General features: G+C 65.4%; 16 protein-coding genes and 1 tRNA gene. 6 read left to right on the top strand and 11 right to left on the bottom strand.

The features are described from left to right. The 4 genes from Q8M85_RS04615 to Q8M85_RS04630 all read right to left on the bottom strand — a co-directional run bounded on the left by Q8M85_RS04615 (nt 1) and on the right by Q8M85_RS04630 (nt 5,912). Complete coding sequence (locus tag Q8M85_RS04615; protein WP_305540850.1) at nt 1-768, bottom strand: DUF2189 domain-containing protein; 768 nt, start codon at nt 766-768, stop codon at nt 1-3. Between the two features lie 50 nt (nt 769-818). Then, nucleotides 819-1,946, bottom strand: coding sequence for a peptide chain release factor 2 (gene prfB / locus Q8M85_RS04620; protein WP_305540853.1), 1,128 nt, complete (start codon nt 1,944-1,946; stop codon nt 819-821). Between the two features lie 88 nt (nt 1,947-2,034). Further along, nucleotides 2,035-4,590 carry a penicillin-binding protein 1A gene (locus Q8M85_RS04625; protein WP_305540856.1) on the bottom strand — a complete coding sequence of 852 codons (2,556 nt, stop codon included), beginning with the start codon at nt 4,588-4,590 and terminating at the stop codon, nt 2,035-2,037. A 101-nt stretch (nt 4,591-4,691) separates the two neighbouring features. After that, nucleotides 4,692-5,912: an N-acetylmuramoyl-L-alanine amidase gene (locus Q8M85_RS04630; protein WP_305540859.1), complete on the bottom strand. Its 1,221-nt coding sequence runs from the start codon at nt 5,910-5,912 to the stop codon at nt 4,692-4,694. 140 nt (nt 5,913-6,052) lie between these two features. Here Q8M85_RS04630 and Q8M85_RS04635 point away from each other — a divergent pair, with 140 nt between their 5' ends. Beyond that, complete coding sequence (locus tag Q8M85_RS04635) at nt 6,053-6,814, top strand: DsbA family protein (RefSeq protein WP_305540862.1); 762 nt, start codon at nt 6,053-6,055, stop codon at nt 6,812-6,814. A gap of 137 nt (nt 6,815-6,951) precedes the next feature. After that, the gene (locus Q8M85_RS04640) at nt 6,952-7,287 is read left to right on the top strand and encodes an SMR family transporter (RefSeq protein WP_305540865.1); all 336 of its coding nucleotides are present in this window, start codon (nt 6,952-6,954) and stop codon (nt 7,285-7,287) included. A gap of 6 nt (nt 7,288-7,293) precedes the next feature. Here the strand turns inward: Q8M85_RS04640 and Q8M85_RS04645 are convergent, their stop codons facing one another. Next, nucleotides 7,294-8,505 carry an MFS transporter gene (locus Q8M85_RS04645; RefSeq protein WP_305541025.1) on the bottom strand — a complete coding sequence of 404 codons (1,212 nt, stop codon included), beginning with the start codon at nt 8,503-8,505 and terminating at the stop codon, nt 7,294-7,296. 97 nt (nt 8,506-8,602) lie between these two features. On the opposite strand from Q8M85_RS04645, the gene Q8M85_RS04650 reads away from it, so the two are divergent. Continuing rightward, nucleotides 8,603-9,493 (top strand): LysR family transcriptional regulator, encoded by an 891-nt coding sequence (locus tag Q8M85_RS04650; RefSeq protein WP_305540868.1) that lies wholly within the window; start codon nt 8,603-8,605, stop codon nt 9,491-9,493. Nucleotides 9,494-9,584: 91 nt separating this feature from the next. Here Q8M85_RS04650 and ispG read toward each other — a convergent pair whose 3' ends face one another. From ispG to hemA, 3 genes are all read right to left on the bottom strand, one after another. Next, nucleotides 9,585-10,709 carry a flavodoxin-dependent (E)-4-hydroxy-3-methylbut-2-enyl-diphosphate synthase gene (gene ispG / locus Q8M85_RS04655; RefSeq protein ID WP_305540871.1) on the bottom strand — a complete coding sequence of 375 codons (1,125 nt, stop codon included), beginning with the start codon at nt 10,707-10,709 and terminating at the stop codon, nt 9,585-9,587. A 62-nt stretch (nt 10,710-10,771) separates the two neighbouring features. Next, nucleotides 10,772-11,995, bottom strand: a complete 1,224-nt coding sequence (locus Q8M85_RS04660) for a helix-turn-helix domain-containing protein (RefSeq protein ID WP_305540874.1) — start codon at nt 11,993-11,995, stop codon at nt 10,772-10,774. A 120-nt stretch (nt 11,996-12,115) separates the two neighbouring features. After that, nucleotides 12,116-13,348 (bottom strand): 5-aminolevulinate synthase, encoded by a 1,233-nt coding sequence (gene hemA / locus Q8M85_RS04665; RefSeq protein ID WP_305540877.1) that lies wholly within the window; start codon nt 13,346-13,348, stop codon nt 12,116-12,118. A gap of 198 nt (nt 13,349-13,546) precedes the next feature. Between hemA and Q8M85_RS04670 the strand changes: the two genes are divergently transcribed. Together Q8M85_RS04670 and Q8M85_RS04675 are read left to right on the top strand one after the other, a co-directional pair. Beyond that, nucleotides 13,547-14,929, top strand: a complete 1,383-nt coding sequence (locus Q8M85_RS04670) for a M20/M25/M40 family metallo-hydrolase (RefSeq protein ID WP_305540880.1) — start codon at nt 13,547-13,549, stop codon at nt 14,927-14,929. After that, a complete protein-coding gene (locus tag Q8M85_RS04675) occupies nt 14,929-15,384 on the top strand; it encodes a GNAT family N-acetyltransferase (RefSeq protein WP_305540883.1) in 456 nt (151 codons plus the stop codon). The genes Q8M85_RS04670 and Q8M85_RS04675 overlap by 1 nt, the downstream gene beginning before the upstream one ends. An 8-nt stretch (nt 15,385-15,392) precedes the next feature. On the opposite strand, the gene Q8M85_RS04680 is transcribed toward Q8M85_RS04675, so the two are convergent. The 3 genes from Q8M85_RS04680 to Q8M85_RS04690 all read right to left on the bottom strand — a co-directional run bounded on the left by Q8M85_RS04680 (nt 15,393) and on the right by Q8M85_RS04690 (nt 16,354). Further along, a complete protein-coding gene (locus Q8M85_RS04680; protein WP_305540886.1) occupies nt 15,393-15,848 on the bottom strand; it encodes a GFA family protein in 456 nt (151 codons plus the stop codon). 84 nt (nt 15,849-15,932) lie between these two features. Continuing rightward, nucleotides 15,933-16,160 carry an RND transporter gene (locus Q8M85_RS04685; RefSeq protein WP_305540889.1) on the bottom strand — a complete coding sequence of 76 codons (228 nt, stop codon included), beginning with the start codon at nt 16,158-16,160 and terminating at the stop codon, nt 15,933-15,935. A 117-nt stretch (nt 16,161-16,277) separates the two neighbouring features. Next, nucleotides 16,278-16,354 (bottom strand) — tRNA-Asp (locus Q8M85_RS04690). 270 nt (nt 16,355-16,624) lie between these two features. Between Q8M85_RS04690 and Q8M85_RS04695 the strand changes: the two genes are divergently transcribed. Further along, on the top strand, nt 16,625-17,365 hold the full coding sequence (locus Q8M85_RS04695; RefSeq protein ID WP_305540892.1) for a hypothetical protein: 741 nt from the start codon (nt 16,625-16,627) through the stop codon (nt 17,363-17,365). The last annotated feature ends 333 nt before the right edge of the window (nt 17,366-17,698 follow it).

Below are 17,698 nucleotides of genomic sequence, written 5' to 3' on the forward strand. Positions count from 1 at the left end.
TCAGGTGATCGCACGGCGGTAAAGGTGCCAGCTTGCGTGCCCGAACAGCGGCAGGACGAGGAACAGACCCAGAAAGCCCGGCAGCATCCCCAGGAACAGGCAGACCGCGATCAGCGCGCCCCAGCCCAGCATCACGCGGGGGTTTTCCCGCACCAGCGCAAAGCTTGTCAGCATCGCGGTCACGAAATCCACCTCGCGGTCCAGAAGCATTGGCAGGCTGACCACCGTCAGACTGAACAGCAGGATCGCGAAGGCCGCCCCCACCGCCGTGCCGAAGCCCAGCATGATCAGCCCCTCGGGCGACAGGAACACCGCCAGAGAGGAGGACACGTTGGTCATCGTCGCGTTGCCCAGAAAGAGGGCAAAGATCATGTGCGACAGGAAGTTCCAGAACAGGAAATAGACCACGATCACCGCCGCGATGGCCGGGATCTGGCGGTCCTTCTGGCGGAAGATCACGCCGAAGATCTCGCCCGCCACCAGCGGCTCCCCAGCCTCCAGCCGCCGCGAGATTTCGTAGAACCCGCAGGCGATGAACGGGCCAAGGATCGGGAAGCCCGCACTGGCGGGCAGCGTCCACCAGACCTGGCCCTTGGTGGTCATCGCCCAGAGGATCAGCCAGCCGCCAAGGACATAGACCGCCGAGAAGGCAAGGCCCAGAAGTGGCGCGCGCTTGAAGTCGCGCCAGCCAAGCGCAAGGCTTTCCCGCAGGTCGGAGGCTTCGACCAGATTGATCTCGGGCGCGGCGGGCGGGTGCGTGACGGTCATGCCCAAATGTTAAGCGCCGGGCTACGCGTCAGGCAAGGGTTTTGCGGCTGTCAGTCGACGTCGGCAAAGTCGCCGCGCTTCTTGCCGCTGGCGTTCAGCGCCAGGGTTGCGGCCATGAACCCGTCAAGATCGCCGTTCAGGACGCCTTGCGTGTCGCTGGTCTCGTACCCGGTGCGCAGGTCCTTGACCATCTGATAGGGCTGCAGCACGTAGGACCGGATCTGGTTGCCCCAGCCCGCGTCGCCCTTGTTTTCATGCGCTTCGTTGATGGACGCGGTGCGGCGGTCCAGTTCCTGCTGGTAGAGGCGCGATTTCAGCGCCTTCATCGCGATGTCGCGGTTCTGGTGCTGGGATTTGAGCGACGAAGTCACCACGATCCCGGACGGAAAGTGGGTGATCCGCACGGCCGAGTCGGTCTTGTTGACGTGCTGACCGCCCGCGCCACTGGAGCGGACGGTGTCGATGCGGATGTCCTTGTCCTGGACCTCGATCTCGATGTTGTCGTCGACGACCGGGTAGACCCAGACCGAGCAGAAGCTGGTATGCCGCCGCGCCGCGCTGTCGTAGGGGCTGATGCGGACCAGCCGGTGCACGCCCGCCTCGGTCTTCAGCCAACCGTAGGCGTTCTTGCCGCTGATCTTATAGGACGCCGACTTGATCCCCGCGCCGTCGCCTTCGGATTCCGATTGCAGTTCCACGGTGTAGCCATGCGCCTCGGCCCAGCGGACATACATCCGCGCCAGCATGCTGGCCCAGTCGCAGCTTTCCGTGCCGCCCGCGCCCGCGTTGATTTCCAGGAAGGTGTCGTTGCCGTCGGCCTCGCCGTCCAACAGCGCCTCCAGCTCTTTCGCCTCGGCGACCTTCACCAGGTCGGTCAGCGCCGCCTCTGCCTCGCGCACGATGTCGGTATCGCCCTCGGCCTCGCCCAGCTCGATCAGCTCGACGTTTTCCTTCAGGCCGCCGTCGATCAGCTTGTAGGCGTTGACCGCATCCATCAGCGCCTGGCGGTCGCGCATCAGCTTTTGCGCCTTGGCCGGGTCGTTCCACAGGTCGGGGTCTTCGATCATCGCGTCGAATTCCTCCAGCCGGTGCGGCGCGGTTTCCCAATCCAACCGCTGCGCCAGAAGCTTCAGCGTCTTCTCGATGGCCTCGATATTGGCTTGGGTTTCGGCGCGCATGGGTCGGGTCCAGTCCTTGATCTTGGCCGTGGGTCATAAGGGTTTGACCGCGCCCCGGCAAGGGCGCGGCCCGGTTGGGTCTGCGGGGTCAGTAAAGTCCGCCCGATGAGACAGTGCCGAAATCGGCCTTCTTCGGGACCACGACCCGCTCGCCTTCCGAGTTGGTCACTGTGGTTCCCTGGTCGCCACCGCCGCCCTCACCCTCGCCATAGGCGAAGAGGGGCAGGTTCTCGCCCATTGCAAAGCCGCCGTCGACGACAAGGCCGATGCCGATCAGCGCCTCTTCGCCCTCGCGGAAGTATTCCGACACCACGTTGTCGCCCGAGGCGTTGTCGGGCAGGGGCATGCCGCTGAAGCGGTCGATCTTGCGGAAATAGCCGCCCGGCGGGACCTTGAAGTCACCGCCACCGTATTTCTTGATCGCGTCCTCCATGAAGTCCTGGAAGACGGGGACGCAAAGCGTGCCGCCGAAGGCGCTTTCGCCCAGCGTCCGGGGCTGGTCGAAGCCAATGTAGCAGCCCGCGACGATGTTCGAGGAGTAGCCGACAAACCAGACATCCTTGGCGTCGTTCGTGGTCCCGGTCTTGCCCGCAATCGGGACCGGCAGTTTCAGTCGGCTTGCCGATCCGCGCTGGACCACACCCCGCATCATGCTGGTCAGCTGATAGGCGGTGATCGCGTTCATAACCCGCTCGCGGTTGGTGTCGATCCTGACCCCCTGCCCCGCGGGCAGGTTGGGGTCGGCGCAGGTCTCGCAGACGCGCTGGTCGTGGCGGTAGATCGTCTTGCCGAAGCGGTCCTGCACGCGGTCGACCAGCGTCGGCTCTACCCGTTCACCACCGTTGGCGAACATAGCGTAGGCGGCGACCATCTTGAACAGCGTCGTCTCCTGCGCGCCAAGCGAGTTCGCCAGGAACGGCGCCATCCGGTCGTAGACGCCGAAGCGTTCGGCATAGCCCGCGACAGTCTGCATGCCGATTTCCTGCGCGATGCGGATCGTCATCAGGTTCCGGCTCTGCTCGATCCCGGTCCGCAACGGCGTCGGTCCGTAGAACTTGTTCGAGGCGTTCTTCGGGGTCCAGAGGCCCTGCGGCGTCTCGATCTCGATGGGCGCGTCGACGACGATCGTGGCGGGGGTAAAGCCGCTGTCCAGCGCGGCGGCATAAACAAACGGCTTGAAGCTGGACCCCGGCTGGCGGGTCGCCTGCGTGGTGCGGTTGAAGACGGAATCCTGATAGGAAAAGCCGCCCTGCATCGCCAGCACGCGGCCGGTGTTCACGTCCATAGCCATGAAGGCGCCCTGGACTTCCGGGACCTGGCGCAGCGACCAGCGATTGAAGGTGCCGTCGTCGTTCGTCACAGCGCGGACCAGAACCACATCGCCGACCGAGACCAGATCCCCCGCAACCTTGGCCTTCCTGGCCAATTCGCCGCCCTCAAGGCGCTTGCGCGCCCAGGTCACGTCCTCGGCCGGGATGAAATGGCCGTCCTCGTCGTCCATGACGCCTTCTATGCCGATGCGGGCGGCACTCTCTCCCACCTCCAGCACCACGGCGGGGAACCAGGCGTCCACGTCGCGCGGGACTTCGACTGCAGCAAGTGCCTCTCGCCAGGTCTGCTCGGAGTCCAGAACCTCGGCGGGCAGCACCTTGCCGGTGCCGCGCCAGACGCCCTGGTTGCGGTCATATTGTTCCAGCCCGCGGCGCAGCGCCTCGGCGGCGGACTTCTGCAGGGCGGGGTCGACGGTGGCGCGGATCGTCAGGCCGCCCGAGAAGAACTGCTCTTCGCCGAAGGTGCCCGACAGCTGACGGCGGATTTCGTCGGTGAAATAGTCGCGCGGCGGCAGCGATTCCCGGAAGGCTTCGAATTCGCCGCCCTGCACGGTTTCCAGCGGGGCCGCCTTGGCTTCCTCATAAGTCGCCTGGTCGATGTATTTGTTGTCCAGCATCTCGCCCAGGACGTAGTTCCGGCGGGAAATGGCATCCTCGCGCTGGCGGACCGGGTGCAGGTTGCCAGGGCGCTGCGCCAGGGCGGCCAGATAGGCGACCTCGGCGGCCGACAGGTTGGACAGGCCCTTGTTGTAATAGGTCTGTGCGGCCGACGCGACACCGTAGGAGTTCTGGCCCAGGAAGATTTCGTTCAGGTAAAGTTCAAGGATCTTTTCCTTGCTCATCGCGGTTTCGACCCGCGCGGCCAGGATGATCTCCTTGATCTTGCGTTCGGCGGTGCGGTCCGACGACAGCAGGAAGTTCTTCATCACCTGCTGGGTGATGGTGGACGCGCCCCGGCAGCGCCCGCCTTCCAGGCATTGCAGCAGGGCGACCACCATCCCGCGGGTGTCATAGCCCTGGTGCGTGTAGAAATTCTTGTCCTCGGCGCTGATGAAGGCCTGCTTGACCAGATCGGGGATATCCTCGGCTGCGACGAACAGCCGCCGCTCGCGGGCGAATTCGTCGATGATCTCACCCTCGCCCGAATAGATCCGGCTGATCGTTGCGGGGGTGTACTGCGCCAGATTCTCGATCGAGGGCAGGTCGCGGGAATACATGAAGAAGATGCCGCCGACGGTCAGCGCACCAAAGACCGCGCCCAGCGTCGCCGCCGAGAAGATCCCGCCCAGAACATTTCCGACAAACCTAAGCACAAAGCCCCCTTGTGTCTGCGCCCCCGCAGTATACCAGACGCGCCCCCGCGTCAAAACCTTGGCCGGTCACAAATGTCTGTCCGGGCGGGGTTCCGCAAGGGTCAGGGGTTGGCCGCAGCCCGCAGCGCCGTGTCTTCCGCGGACCAGGTGACCAGGGCCTGCAGCAGCGCCTCGGCCAGGGTCGCGCGCCAGGCCGGGTCGGACAGGCGCTGAAAATCGCGGTCCGAGGACAGGAACCCGACCTCAAGCAGGACCGATGGGATGTCGGGCGTCTTCAGGACCGAGAAGCCTCCCGATTGCTGCGGGTGCCGGTGCATCCGTATCTCGGCCGCCTTGATCGCCCCGACCATCGCTTGTGCCAATCGGTCGGTACGTGGCGCGGTCTCGGTCCGGGCCATGTCCATCAGAACCTCGGCCACCACGTCGTCCTGGTCTGTCAGGTCCACTCCAGCCAGAAGATCGTCGCGGTCATGCCGTTCGGCCAGCGCCGCCGCCGCCTCGTCCGAAGCCTCGGCGGCCAGGGTATAGACCGTGGCCCCCTGCGCGTCGCCTTCGGCCAGCGCATCGGCGTGCAACGACAGGAACAGGTCGGCCTCGGCCTCGCGTGCGATCGAGGTGCGGGTTTCCAGAGGCACGAAGACATCCTCGTCGCGCGTCATCACCACCCGGAAGCGGCCATCGCGGAGCAGGACTTCCTTTACCTCGCGCGCGAAGGTCAGCATCAGGGTGGCTTCGCTGACCCCGTCACGTTCGGCGCCGGGGTCGATGCCGCCGTGGCCGGGGTCCAGGACGACGACCAGCGGGCCGTTGCCTTGCGGCAGAGGCGGCACCAGCTGGGCCGCCTCGGGTAAGGCCCAGTCCGGCAGGTCAGGCCGCGCCGCCTCCAGCGCAAAACTGGCGGCATCCGTCGGCTCCAGCACGATCTCCAGCCGGGTCGCCTCGCCGGTCGACATTTCGGCCCGCGCGACCTTGTGCGGGGCTTCCAGCTCCAGCACCATGCGCGACCAGCCGGGACGGAAGCGGCCCGCCCGCAGCGAGACGCCGGGCTTGACGACGGCCAGGGTCTCGGCCCCCTTCCAGTCCACCTCGCGCGCGTCGATCACCAGACGGGGCGGGTTGTCCATCAGTCGCAGGCGCCAGGGCACCGGCTGGCTGAGTTCCAGCCGCAGCTCCAGCCCACTGCCGGTGGCCACGATCCCCGACCGCATCGGGTTCACCCTGGCCAGCGCCGACAGCTCTTGCGCCGCCGTGGGCAGGGCCAGAAATTGGGCCGCAAACGGGGCCAGGAGCAGGGTCAGGATCAGGGTTTTCAGCGGGGTCATCGCCGCCTTATCCCTGCTTGGCCGCGGTTTGTAAATTCCGCCCGCATCCCGCGGATCACAAAGCGGCGAGCGGCTTGTCTTGCCGCAAGGCCCCCCCTATCCTCCGCCCGCCGCAGATCCGCGGTCTTGCAGGAGCCTTCATGACCCGCCTTGCCCTTGGCCTGATCGCCGGCCTTGCCGCCTTGCCCGCTTTTGCCGAGGAGCCGGTCACCGCACCCGTCGCGACCATGACCGAGGCCGAGCGCAAGGCCTTCCGCGACGAAGTGCGGGCCTATCTTCTGGAAAACCCCGAGGTTCTGATCGAGGCGATGGACGTCCTGCAACAGCGCGAAGAGCGGGCGGGGCTGGACCGTGACAGCCAGATCATCGCAACCAACAGCGCGCGCATCTTCGCCAATCCGAACGACTGGGTCGGCGGCAACCCGGACGGCGACATCACCCTGGTCGAGTTCATGGACTATCGCTGCGGCTACTGCCGCAAGGCCTATGCCGAGGTCGAAGAGCTGATCGCGACCGATGGCAACATCCGCTTCGTGGTCAAGGAATTCCCAATCCTGGGCGAAGCGTCGATGCTGTCGGCCCAGTTCGCCATCGCGCTGCGCCAGCTGCACGGTGACGAGGCCTACGGAAAGGCGCATGATGCCCTGATCGCCCTGCGAGGCGAGCCTACGATCGAGACTCTCTCCCGGCTGGCAGGCGATCTGGGATACGAGGCACAACCGATCGTCGACCGGATGAACACGCCTGCGGTGATGGCGGTCATCCAGGACACTTATGCCTTGGCCGAGATGATGGACATCAGCGGCACTCCGGCCTTCATCATGGGGGATGGCGTGATGCGTGGCTATGCGCCGCTGAACATCATGCGCGACTTCGTCGCCGACATGCGCGCGGACGGCTGAACCCGGCTGCCCCGCGTGGCCCGCTGTGGCGGCGCGTTTGCCGGATACGCTTGGGCAAACGTCGCAGGCCAACTCGACTTGTGCTGCCGTCCCGCGCAGGATGCCGGAGTACACAGGCCCTATCCGAGCAGGCAGGCATGACCCGGACCTACCTTATTCTTCTGGCGGCCATCGTGGCCGAAGTGGTTGCGACGACCGCTTTGGCCCGGTCGGAAAGCTTTACCCGCCTCTGGCCTTCGCTGGTGGCGATCTTCGGCTATGCGGTGGCCTTCTGGCTTTTGTCCTATCCGCTGCGGGTGATGCCGACCGGGGTCGTCTATGCGATCTGGTCGGGCATGGGCATCGTGCTGATCAGCGGCGTGGCCTGGGTCTGGTATCGCCAGACGCTTGATTTTGCAGCCATCCTGGGGCTTGCCTTCATTCTGGTGGGGGTCTTGATCGTGAACCTCTTCTCGAAATCGATCCCCCACTAGGCCGCCTCAAGCCTCGACCGCCGTCGGTTCGGGCCGCAGCGCATGGGCAACCCAGAGGCCGACGCCGATCACGACCAGGCCGCCTCCAACCGCCGCGAAGGTTCCAGCAAGCCCCAGCCAGGCCACCAGCGGTGCCGACACCAGGGGCGAGGCGAACTGGCCCAGGAAGAACGCCGTGGTCAACAGGCCCGAGGCCCGCCCCCGCATCGTCGCCGGGACCCGCGCCATGAACCAGGTCGTGTAGTTGGGCATCGAGATCCCCATCCCCAACCCCGCGATCAGTGACCCCCACAGCACGCCATGCCAGTCCGTCGCGGTGGCATGTGCCAGAAAGCCCAAGCCGATCAGCACGAACGACAGCCCGAAGATCGTCATCGCCGACAGCCGCGCACGGATGCGGCCATACATCAGCGATACCGGGGCCGAGACGGTGACCAGCGCCGCCATCAGGGCGCCCACGACCAGGGGGCTGGTGGTCCCCAGCGCCTCCAGATGGAACGGCAGCCGGGTGGGCGTCACGTAGAACGCGACCTGGAACAGAAAGGCCAGCGGCGCGATGAAGGCATAGGCTGCCCAGGGGAAGCGGTCGGCGGTGGTCTGCACGGGCTTCGGCTGGTCGCGCTCGGCCGCGATCTGGCGGGCATGCGGACCAAGTGCCACGAACGCCAGCGCCGCGATGGGCAGGATCAGCGCATAGACCGCGAAGGCCCCGCGCCAGTGATAGCTGGCCAAGAGGCCCCCCAGCAGCATGAAGACGATCCCCGCCGCCGAGATCGCCGCCCCCTGCATCCCCAGAAACCGCGCCCTCTCCGGCCCCTGCCACAGGTCGCTGGCCCAGGTCATGCCCAGGTTCATCGTCCCTGCAACCCCCAGTCCCAGCGCAAGCCTCCCGACCAGCATCGCCCAGACACTTTCCGCCCAAAGACCCGAGGTCCCCCCGACCGCATAGAGCACCGCCGTCACCAGCAAGAGCTTCTGCCGGTCCCAGCGGTCGATCAGCACCCCCATCAGGCCCGCCGACAAGACGATGGCCAGCGAGGGAAGCGTCACGATCAGCCCGGCCAGCGTGTCGATATGCGGCACGTCGGCATAATGCGCCCGCAGGCCCGGCAAAGACGAGGCAACCGTCGCATTCGCCATGATCGTCATCGAGGCGAGGCCAAGCACAGCCGCCGTCACTGTTCCACTCACCGCGCGAGAGGACGGTGTTTCGGTCATTCGGGTCACGGGGGCTCCTTCGATCTGGTCTTGTGCAAGATGCCAAAGTCCACCATCATGGACAAGTCAGCCATTCCTGCAAGGTGCGTCCCGAATTATGGACAATGACATAGACCTCACCGCCCTGCGCGGCTTCCGCACCGTCCTGCGCGAGGGGTCCTTTTCGGCTGCAGCCCTGACGCTGCGGGTGCCGAAGTCCACCCTGTCGAAGCGCGTCGCCGACCTGGAATCCCACCTTGGCGTCCGGCTGATCGAGCGGTCCACCCGCACCCTCCGTGCCACGCAAGAGGGCGAGGTCCTTGCCGCCCGCGCCGACCGTCTTCTGGGCGAGGCCGAGGATATCCGGCGCGCGCTTGGCGAATCCGGCGGCACCCCGCGCGGGCATCTGCGGCTGGCCGTGCCGCAGGTGATCGGCAATCTTCTGATCGGCCCCATCGCTGCCGGGTTTCGCAAGCTTCACCCCGAGGTGACGCTGGAGATCCACTTCCTCGACCGCGCGCCCGACCTGCTGGAAGAAGGCTTCGACGGCTGCATCCGCTTCGGCCCGCTAGAGGATTCAAGCCAGGTCGCGCGCCGACTTTTGCACGGTCAGGCCATGCTGGCCGCATCGCCACACCTTCCCGGACTTGACGCCCTGCACCATCCCACGGAACTGGTCCGGTTTCCGCTGGTCGGTCTGGCAACGCTTTGGGCGGGGGGCCTGCCGCTCAGCAACGGGACCGATGAGATCACCCTGCCCTTCGCGCCGCCCTTGCGCCTGGGGTCGCACCTTGCGGTCCGCGATGCCGTGGTCGCCGGGGCCGGGATCGCCCCACTGCCCGGGATGATCGTCCGCGAGGAAATCGCGCAAGGCAGGCTGGTCCATGTGCTGCCGGACTGGTCCACACCGCGAAAGGCGATCTATTTCGTCTACCCCTCGGCCCAGTCGGTCACGGCGCGGCTGCGAGCCTTCATCGACCATCTGGCGCAGGAGTTGGGCGAGGATTAGGCGCCGCACCCGGTCCGCTCGTCGATGACTGCGTCACTCCTCGCTGGCGGCACCGACGAGAAGACGAAGTCGCACGAGGAGGAGCCCTTGCCTACTCCGCCGCCAGCTTCTCTGCCGCCTCGATCTCGGCGGCCTTCGCCTCGACCAGTTCGACGATGTGGTCCACCATCCGGTCGTTCGACAGGGTATGGTCCTGCTTGCCGGCGAGGTAGACCATCCCCTTGCCCGCGCCCCCGCCGGTAAAGCCGATATCGGTCATCAGCGCCTCACCCGGGCCGTTCACGACGCAGCCGATGATCGACAGGCTCATCGACGTGGTGATATGCGCCAGCCGGTCCTCCAGCGCCGAGACGGTCTTGATCACGTCGAACCCCTGCCGGGCGCAGGACGGGCACGAGATGATCGTCACCCCCCGGTGCCGCAGCCCCAGCGATTTCAGGATCTCGAAGCCGACCTTCACTTCCTCGACCGGGTCCGCCGAAAGCGAGACCCGGATCGTGTCGCCGATCCCCATCCACAACAGGTTTCCCAGACCGATGGCCGACTTCACCGTGCCGGAGACAAAGCCCCCGGCCTCGGTGATCCCCAGATGGATCGGCGCGTCGGTCGCATCGGCAAGCTGCTGGTAGGCAGCGGCGGCCATGAAGACGTCACTGGCCTTCACGCTGATCTTGAATTCGTGGAAATCGTTGTCCTGCAACAGCTTGATGTGGTCCAGGCCCGACTCCACCATCGCATCGGGGCACGGCTCGCCGTACTTGTCCAGAAGGTGCTTTTCCAGCGACCCGGCATTGACCCCGATGCGGATGCTGCACCCGTGGTCCTTTGCGGCGCGCACCACCTCGGCCACGCGGCGGGCGTCGCCGATGTTTCCGGGGTTGATCCGCAGGCAAGCCGCCCCGGCCTGGGCCGCCTCGATGGCGCGCTTGTAGTGGAAATGGATGTCCGCGACGATCGGCACCGGGCTTTCGGCCACGATTTCCTTCAGCGCCCGCGTCGAGTCCTCATCGGGGGTCGAGACCCGGACGATGTCCGCCCCGGCCACGGCACAGCGCTGGATCTGCTCGATCGTTGCGGCCACATCCGTTGTCAGCGTGTTGGTCATCGTCTGGACGCTGATCGGCGCATCCCCGCCCACCAGAACCTTGCCGACCCGGATCTGCCGCGAGGGCCGACGCTGGATGTTGCGCCAGGGGCGGATCGGATTGTGGGTCATGGGATCGGGCTCCGTTTCTTGCCGCCGCAGCATAAGCCGCGGGGGCAGTCCCGGCAATCCGCCTATTCGGTCCCAGCCAGGGCGGGAACCACGAAAGAGGCATCCGCTGTGGCAAAGCGCGCCAGGTCCTCATCCGCCATCGGATCGGCCTGGGCAAAGCTTTGCGTCAGCGCCTCGGGCGAGAGCGGAATATCCTTGGCCACCTGGGCACCAGGTGCCACGGGGCCGTAGGTCAGGCCGTCCACGACGAAATAGATCGAACCCGAGTTCCCCGTGCGGAACACCGCAGCGGTTTCCAGAGGCGGCACGGTGTAGCGTTCACCTGCATCCAGGATCTTCTCGAACAGGACCGTGCCGTCGGCGGCGTTCACACGCACCCAGGACGGACGCACGGCCAGGACTTCGATGCCCTGCTGCGCTTCGGCCACGACCTGCACTTCGCTCTCGACCGCCTGGTCAATGGCCTGATCCACGGCGTCCGCCTCGGCCACTTCGACAAGAACCCCCGTCTCACGCGGATTGATCGCAGCAATCGGACCATCACGCGACGTCAGGACGGGCACGTCCAGCGCCTGAGGCCGGTAAAGCCGGTCCAGCACATCCCGATTTGCAGAGCCTTCGGCGCTGGCCACGGCTTCAGCCGCAGGTTCCGCAGGGCGGGCCACGGCAATCTGCTGGCCGACGGTTCCGGCGTTCGACAAGGGATCGATCTGGGCCACCACGGTCGGGGCCTCGTCGACGGGCGCAAGCTGTACGCGCTGCACTTCCTGCAACACAGACCAGCCGCCGTAACCGATGGCCCCGATCAGAGCGACCAGGACGGCGATGGACCCGACGGCACCGGGTTCGATATGCGACCAGATCGCCTCGCCGCGCGGGATGAAGCTGGCATTGGGGTCGGCCAGCGGGTCAGCATGTTCAGCCCGGGCCCGGGCCTTGGCGAATTGCTGCGGTGCAGCGGCAGAGGACAGCCCATGCGACACGGTATAACCCGCTTCGGCACAGAAGCGTTCAAACGCCCACTCGGGGTCCATTGCCAGGTAGCGCGCATAGGACCGAACGTAACCTGCGACAAAGCCGGGGGTCTCGAAGGCCGATAGATCGGCGTTTTCGATGGCGGCGATGTAAGTCGCCTTGATCTTCAACTCGCGCTGGACGTCAAGCAGCGACTTGCCCAGCGTGGCACGTTCGCCACGCATAAGATCGCCGAGTCGCAACTCGAAGTCGTCAAAGCCCTTTGGCTTGTCCTCTTCGGTTGTCGAAGGTTTCGACCTCCAACCGATCATCTGCCCGCTGTCCCCTTCGGTGCACTCGTCTTCGTGGTCGCCTTCCCCAGCGACTCACATCGTTGTTCGTATTGGGCAAACAGTAACATAGGACAAGGGCTTTTCCACGGGCCAAAGCCCTTAGGCGACCTGTTCGGCGCGATTCAGCGCACAATGGGACCAGAGTGCATCCATCGCGCGCACCAGCCTGTCGATCTCCTGCGGGCCGTGCACCGGCGAGGGCGTGAAGCGCAGCCGCTCCGTCCCGCGCGGAACAGTCGGAAAATTGATCGGCTGGACATAGATGCCGTGGTCCTCCAGCAGCATGTCGGACAGCATCTTGCAGTGCACCGGATTGCCGACATGGACCGGGACGATGTGCGACCCGTGGTCGATGATCGGCAGGCCCATCGCCTTGAGGCGGGTCTTGAGGATCGTGGCCTGGGTCTGGTGCCGCGTCCGCAGTGCCTGACCGCCCGTCCCTTTCAGGAAGCGGACCGACGCCGCTGCACCCGCAGCAACCGCCGGCGGCAGGCTGGTCGTGAAGATGAAGCCCGGCGCATAGGACCGCACCGCATCCACCATCCGCGCCGAAGCTGCGACATAGCCGCCGAAGACACCGTAAGCCTTGGCAAGCGTGCCGTTGATGATGTCGACGCGGTGCATCTGCCCGTCGCGTTCCGCCACCCCTGCCCCGCGCGGACCATACATGCCGACTGCGTGCACTTCGTCCAGGTAGGTCAGCGCGTCAAACTCTTGCGCCAGATCGCAGATTTCCTTGATCGGACCAAAATCGCCATCCATCGAATAGATCGATTCGAAGGCGATCAGCTTCGGCGCCGCCGGATCATCCTTGGCCAGAAGCTCGCGCAGGTGGGCCACGTCATTGTGCCGGAAGATCCGCTTCTCGCCCCCGCCCCGCCGCACGCCTTCGATCATCGAGGCATGGTTCAGCGCGTCGGAATAGATGATCAGCCCCGGGAAGATGGTCCGCAGCGTCGAAAGCGTCGCGTCATTGGCGATATAGGCCGAGGTGAAGACCAGCGCGGCCTCTTTCCCGTGCAGGTCGGCAATCTCGGCTTCCAGCGCCTTGTGCCAGACCGTCGTGCCGCTGATGTTCCGCGTGCCACCCGACCCGGCGCCCGTGGCATCCAGCGCCGCGTGCATCGCGCCCAGCACCTCGGGATGCTGGCCCATGCCCAGATAATCGTTGCCGCACCAGACGGTGATGTCCTTCTTGGACCCGTCGGGCCGCGTCCAGACCGCATGGGGAAACTGGCCCTGGCTGCGCGCAATGTCGATGAAGGTGCGGTAGCGGCCTTCGTCGTGCAGGCGTTGCAGGCTGGCGTCGATCGCGTCGGTATATCTGGTCATGCGTCCCGGTTCCTTTTGCGATGGTTCTGCCTGAACCGCCGCAGGGGTGCCTTGATTTCGGTCAACTCGCCGGGATTGCCAAGGGGACGATTTGTCACCCCGATGCCGACGGCCCCCTTTCCATACCGCAGCCCGCCCGCTCTGGACAGTCCCAACCCGGCTGCTAGGCTGGTTCTTGATCAAATCCCGGAGAGTGCCATGCCCCCGTCCCTCGACGCCGTCCTTCAGCGCATCGACGAAACCCTGCCCCAGTCGCTGGACCGGCTGATGGAGCTGCTGCGTATCCCCTCGATCTCGACCGATCCCGCCTTTGCGGCCGATTGCGCGCGGACGGCCGACCATCTGGCCGCCGACCTTGCATCCCTCGGCTTTGACGCCCGCGCCGCCCGCACCCCCGGGCATCCGATGGTCGTGGCGCATGGCGGCGAGGGGCGCAGGCACATCCTCTTCTACGGCCACTATGACGTGCAACCCGTTGATCCGATTGAACTCTGGGACCGCGACCCCTTCGATCCCGAACTGCAGGACACCCCGAAAGGCAAGGTGATCCGCGCCCGGGGCGCGTCGGACGACAAGGGCCAGTTGATGACCTTCATCGAGGCCTGCCGGGCGTGGAAACACGTTCACGGCACCCTGCCCGGCAAGCTGACGATCTTTCTGGAGGGTGAGGAGGAATCGTCCTCCCCCTCCCTCATCCCCTTCCTGAAAGCCAACCGCGAGGAGTTGTCCTGCGACCTCGCCCTGATCTGCGATACCGGGCTGTTCGAGGGTGCCACCCCCGCCATCACCACCATGCTGCGCGGAATGGCGAAGGTCGAATTCACCATCCGCGCGGCGAACCGCGACCTTCATTCCGGGATGTATGGCGGGTTGGCGCAGAACCCGCTGCACCTGATGTCGCGCCTCTTGGCGGGCCTGCATGATTCCCAGGGCCGGGTTCAGGTCCCCGGCTTTTATGACGACGTGGACGAACTGCCCGACACGCTGCGCCAGCAATGGCAGGCCCTGTCCTTCGACCATGCCCGCTATCTGGGCGACGTCGGCCTTTCGGTCCCGGCAGGCGAACAGGATCGCACGCCCTTGGAAAAGATCTGGTCCCGCCCGACCGCCGAAGTGAACGGCATGTGGGGCGGCTATACCGGCGCAGGCTTCAAGACCGTGCTGCCGTCCGAAGCCCACGCCAAGGTCTCGTTCCGCCTGGTCTCGCGCCAGGACCCCGAAAAGATCCGTGCCTCCTTCATGACCTGGGCCGCGGCGCAACTGCCCGCCAATTGCGAAATCGTCTGGGACGGCGACGGCGAGGGCGGGTCCCCGGCTTCGGTGATGGAAATCTCGGACCCCGCGTTCGAGGCCGCCCGCCAGGCCCTGACCGAGGAATGGGGCCGCCCCGCCGCTTTCGTGGGCGCTGGCGGGTCGATCCCGGTGGCCGGCTACTTCAAGTCGATCCTCGGCATGGACGCGATGCTGATCGGCTTTGGCCGCGACGACGACCAGATCCACTCGCCGAACGAGAAGTACGACCTGGAGTCGTTCCACAAGGGCATCCGCTCCTGGGCCCGCATCCTGGCCCGCATCGCGTGATGCCCCCGGTCGAAATGCTTGAACTTCGCGACGCAAGGCCCGAAGATGAAAGCGATTTCCTGCGGCTCTGGCAGGGGTTCTGCGACGGCTACGGCATCACCCTGCCGCCCGAGGTGACCGCCTTCACCTGGGCCCGCCTGATGGACCCCGCCAACCCCCTGACCGCGCGCCTCGCCTGCCTGGACGGCACCCCGCAGGGCTTTGCGATCCACCAGCACCACCCCTCCACCTGGGTCCTGGGCGACGACGGCTATCTGGAAGACCTCTTCGTCGCCCCCGAAGCCCGCGGCAAAGGCCTTGGCCGCGCGCTGATCGAGGACCTGATCGCCATCGCCCGCGCGAAGAGCTGGCGCAGGCTTTACTGGCTGACCGAGATCGAAAACGCGACCGCGCGCCGTCTCTATAACCAGTTCTGCGACAACGACGGCCATATCCGCTATCGCATGACCCTGTAGGCGGTCGGTCAGGCTCCGGTTTCGCGCGCCAACTCGACAAGCAGCCGGTCCGCATCCGAAACGGTCAGCTTTGGCAGGTCTTCGCAGACCTTGTACCAGGGCAACTGCGTGTCGGCGTAGATGTGCCGCGTCATGCGCGCGTCGGCGGGCCGGTCAAGGCTGCCGACCGTCAGGTTCGTCAGCCAGTCGTCCTCGGGCCGGACCGCCTGCCAGACCAGCCGGGATCCACAGGTGCCGCAGAACCCGCGCTTGCCCTCGGGCGAGGAGGCGTAATACTGCGGCTCCTCCTTCAGGTATTTCAGCGTTCCTGCCTTGATCAGCACGGTGATCTCGGCTGGCTGTCCGGTGCTGTGCTGGCAGATGGTGCAATGGCAGATATAGCCGTTGTGCAGAAAGACTTCGGCCTCATAGCGGACCCGGCCGCAAAGACAGCCGCCGGTGACCCTGGTGGTGTGATGCTGCATGACGCGACTCCCCCGCCCTGTCGCGCAAGTAGCCCATGGCCGGAGCCCTGGTGTCAAACCTGATCTCCTGGCGCTGTGGCGCCCTCAGCCCGCCGGGCCGCTGCCTGCCATGCGAACCAGTTTCAGCCCAAGCAGAACAAAGGGTGCGGCATGCATCAGAAGGTCGAAGATATCGACCGGCTTCACCAGATCGCCCGCAACCAGCATCTTGAGCTTTTCCCAGATATGCGGCTCGGGAAAGAACGGCGCGAGGCCAAGGGTCAGCGCTGCAAGGATCAGGATCGACAGCGGGATCTGGTCGAGAAAGGCCATGCGGGTTCCTCCTGCCGGGAACGGCCCGGCCCACAGACAGGTCCTACCCTGAAATCGCGCAAGGCCGCCATGCGACACCCTGACTGTAAGGTCAGTCCTGGGTGGATGAGGGGAAGCTGGCGCGGTGGACGGGGCTCGAACCCGCGACCCCCGGCGTGACAGGCCGGTACTCTAACCAACTGAGCTACCACCGCGCGCTGAGGGGCCAGATAAGGGGTTGGTGAAGGGGCGTCAAGCGGGAAACGGTGGGGTTCCTTGCGGGAGGAGGTTAGCCTCGAAACAAGGCGCGACAGGCGAGGGTCGGCCTGGCGAGAAGGACAGATGCAGGGTGCGTGGCCTCACGCAGCCTTGCTACACAGGGAAGGCGGGCTGGCAGGAAAGACCTTCGCACACACGCATACCTTGCTATTCTTCGCCCAATGAATCGTTGAAGGGCTAGGGATTTGGACGGGAATGTTGGCGTTATGTCGGTGCTGGCACTTGCGTCGGTCGTTTGTTTCGCCGGCATGGTGTACCCGTTCAAGCCGTTCAGGAGGCGTTGGATTGCGCTCGTTTCGCTTCTCGCCTGTTTCGTTCTTGTCGGCGTCCTTGCCCCGAAGAACGCCCCCACGCAAATCGCAGCACCCGACCCTAACCCGCGTCCCTGGTCCGCGACCGAAGACGACGGCAAGTTTTGGGTCACGTCCGAAAGGTTGAACCGTCGCACCTGCCCATCGAATAGTTGCGGCGTTGTCGGGCAGTTCTTCTTTCGTGAAGGTACCAGCGTTCTGGAACGCCGCGACGGTTGGGCCCGCGTGACCAAAAGCTACGACGCTTCATGCGTGAATGGACGCAGCCAATACGTTGATACTGGCAACGCATCTTGCGACCCTGCAAATGGCATCATCGATGGGCAATTCGCCGAATGGGTTTCGGCTGAATATCTTTCGGATGTCCGCCCGCCTGATCCAGCCGCGGGCGCTGCGGGGATTGAAGCATTGGTGGCCGGATCCGACGACTTCGCGCGACACAGAGTTGCGTTTGCAGAAGCAGCCCAATCGCTGATTGCGCAGGGTAGATGCAAGGATCAAGATTTCCGGGACATGGGCGGTTGGCTGAAGTCCTCCAACCATCGCAACCAACCTATCTACTTCACTTACTGCGGTGGTTCGACTGTGGCTAACCGTCTTTACCTGAACGCAGATACCGGCGAAGTCTTCCGCTAAGCTGGCCGTAGGGTGCGTGATTTCACGCACCAAACACGTTTCGAACATGCGCACCAAGCTTTACTTGCCACCACACAACACCCGACCGAGTAGTCTCCTGCAAACCCTCCCGTTCGGCCGCGGTGCGTGCAATCACGCACCCTACGGGGGTTTGAGGCTGACGCGTCGTCACCACCCATACCTGCCCTCCCGACTATCGCGTTGGGCCGGCGAAAGCGTCCAGACGGCATGCAGGTGGTCAGGCAGAACCACCCAGGAATCGATGCGGAACGGGCGTTCGGCGCGAGTCACCTCCACTGCCCGACGCGGCAGCGTGGCATGGTCTGTCAAGGT

Origin of the sequence: Tabrizicola sp. (assembly GCF_030694085.1) — a bacterium.
Taxonomy (GTDB): Bacteria; Pseudomonadota; Alphaproteobacteria; order Rhodobacterales; family Rhodobacteraceae; genus Tabrizicola.

What these genes read in the sequence shown, in the direction of transcription:
- prfB (WP_305540853.1), bottom strand. Translation starts at nt 1,946, where the DNA reads ATGCGCGCCGAAACCCAAGCCAATATCGAGGCCATCGAGAAGACGCTG.
- Q8M85_RS04635 (WP_305540862.1), top strand. Translation starts at nt 6,053, where the DNA reads ATGACCCGCCTTGCCCTTGGCCTGATCGCCGGCCTTGCCGCCTTGCCC.
- Q8M85_RS04670 (WP_305540880.1), top strand. Translation starts at nt 13,547, where the DNA reads ATGCCCCCGTCCCTCGACGCCGTCCTTCAGCGCATCGACGAAACCCTG.
- Q8M85_RS04685 (WP_305540889.1), bottom strand. Translation starts at nt 16,160, where the DNA reads ATGGCCTTTCTCGACCAGATCCCGCTGTCGATCCTGATCCTTGCAGCG.
- Q8M85_RS04660 (WP_305540874.1), bottom strand. Translation starts at nt 11,995, where the DNA reads ATGATCGGTTGGAGGTCGAAACCTTCGACAACCGAAGAGGACAAGCCA.
- hemA (WP_305540877.1), bottom strand. Translation starts at nt 13,348, where the DNA reads ATGACCAGATATACCGACGCGATCGACGCCAGCCTGCAACGCCTGCAC.
- Q8M85_RS04675 (WP_305540883.1), top strand. Translation starts at nt 14,929, where the DNA reads ATGCCCCCGGTCGAAATGCTTGAACTTCGCGACGCAAGGCCCGAAGAT.
- Q8M85_RS04680 (WP_305540886.1), bottom strand. Translation starts at nt 15,848, where the DNA reads ATGCAGCATCACACCACCAGGGTCACCGGCGGCTGTCTTTGCGGCCGG.
- Q8M85_RS04695 (WP_305540892.1), top strand. Translation starts at nt 16,625, where the DNA reads ATGTCGGTGCTGGCACTTGCGTCGGTCGTTTGTTTCGCCGGCATGGTG.
- Q8M85_RS04630 (WP_305540859.1), bottom strand. Translation starts at nt 5,912, where the DNA reads ATGACCCCGCTGAAAACCCTGATCCTGACCCTGCTCCTGGCCCCGTTT.
- Q8M85_RS04640 (WP_305540865.1), top strand. Translation starts at nt 6,952, where the DNA reads ATGACCCGGACCTACCTTATTCTTCTGGCGGCCATCGTGGCCGAAGTG.
- Q8M85_RS04650 (WP_305540868.1), top strand. Translation starts at nt 8,603, where the DNA reads ATGGACAATGACATAGACCTCACCGCCCTGCGCGGCTTCCGCACCGTC.
- Q8M85_RS04615 (WP_305540850.1), bottom strand. Translation starts at nt 768, where the DNA reads ATGACCGTCACGCACCCGCCCGCCGCGCCCGAGATCAATCTGGTCGAA.
- ispG (WP_305540871.1), bottom strand. Translation starts at nt 10,709, where the DNA reads ATGACCCACAATCCGATCCGCCCCTGGCGCAACATCCAGCGTCGGCCC.
- Q8M85_RS04645 (WP_305541025.1), bottom strand. Translation starts at nt 8,505, where the DNA reads ATGACCGAAACACCGTCCTCTCGCGCGGTGAGTGGAACAGTGACGGCG.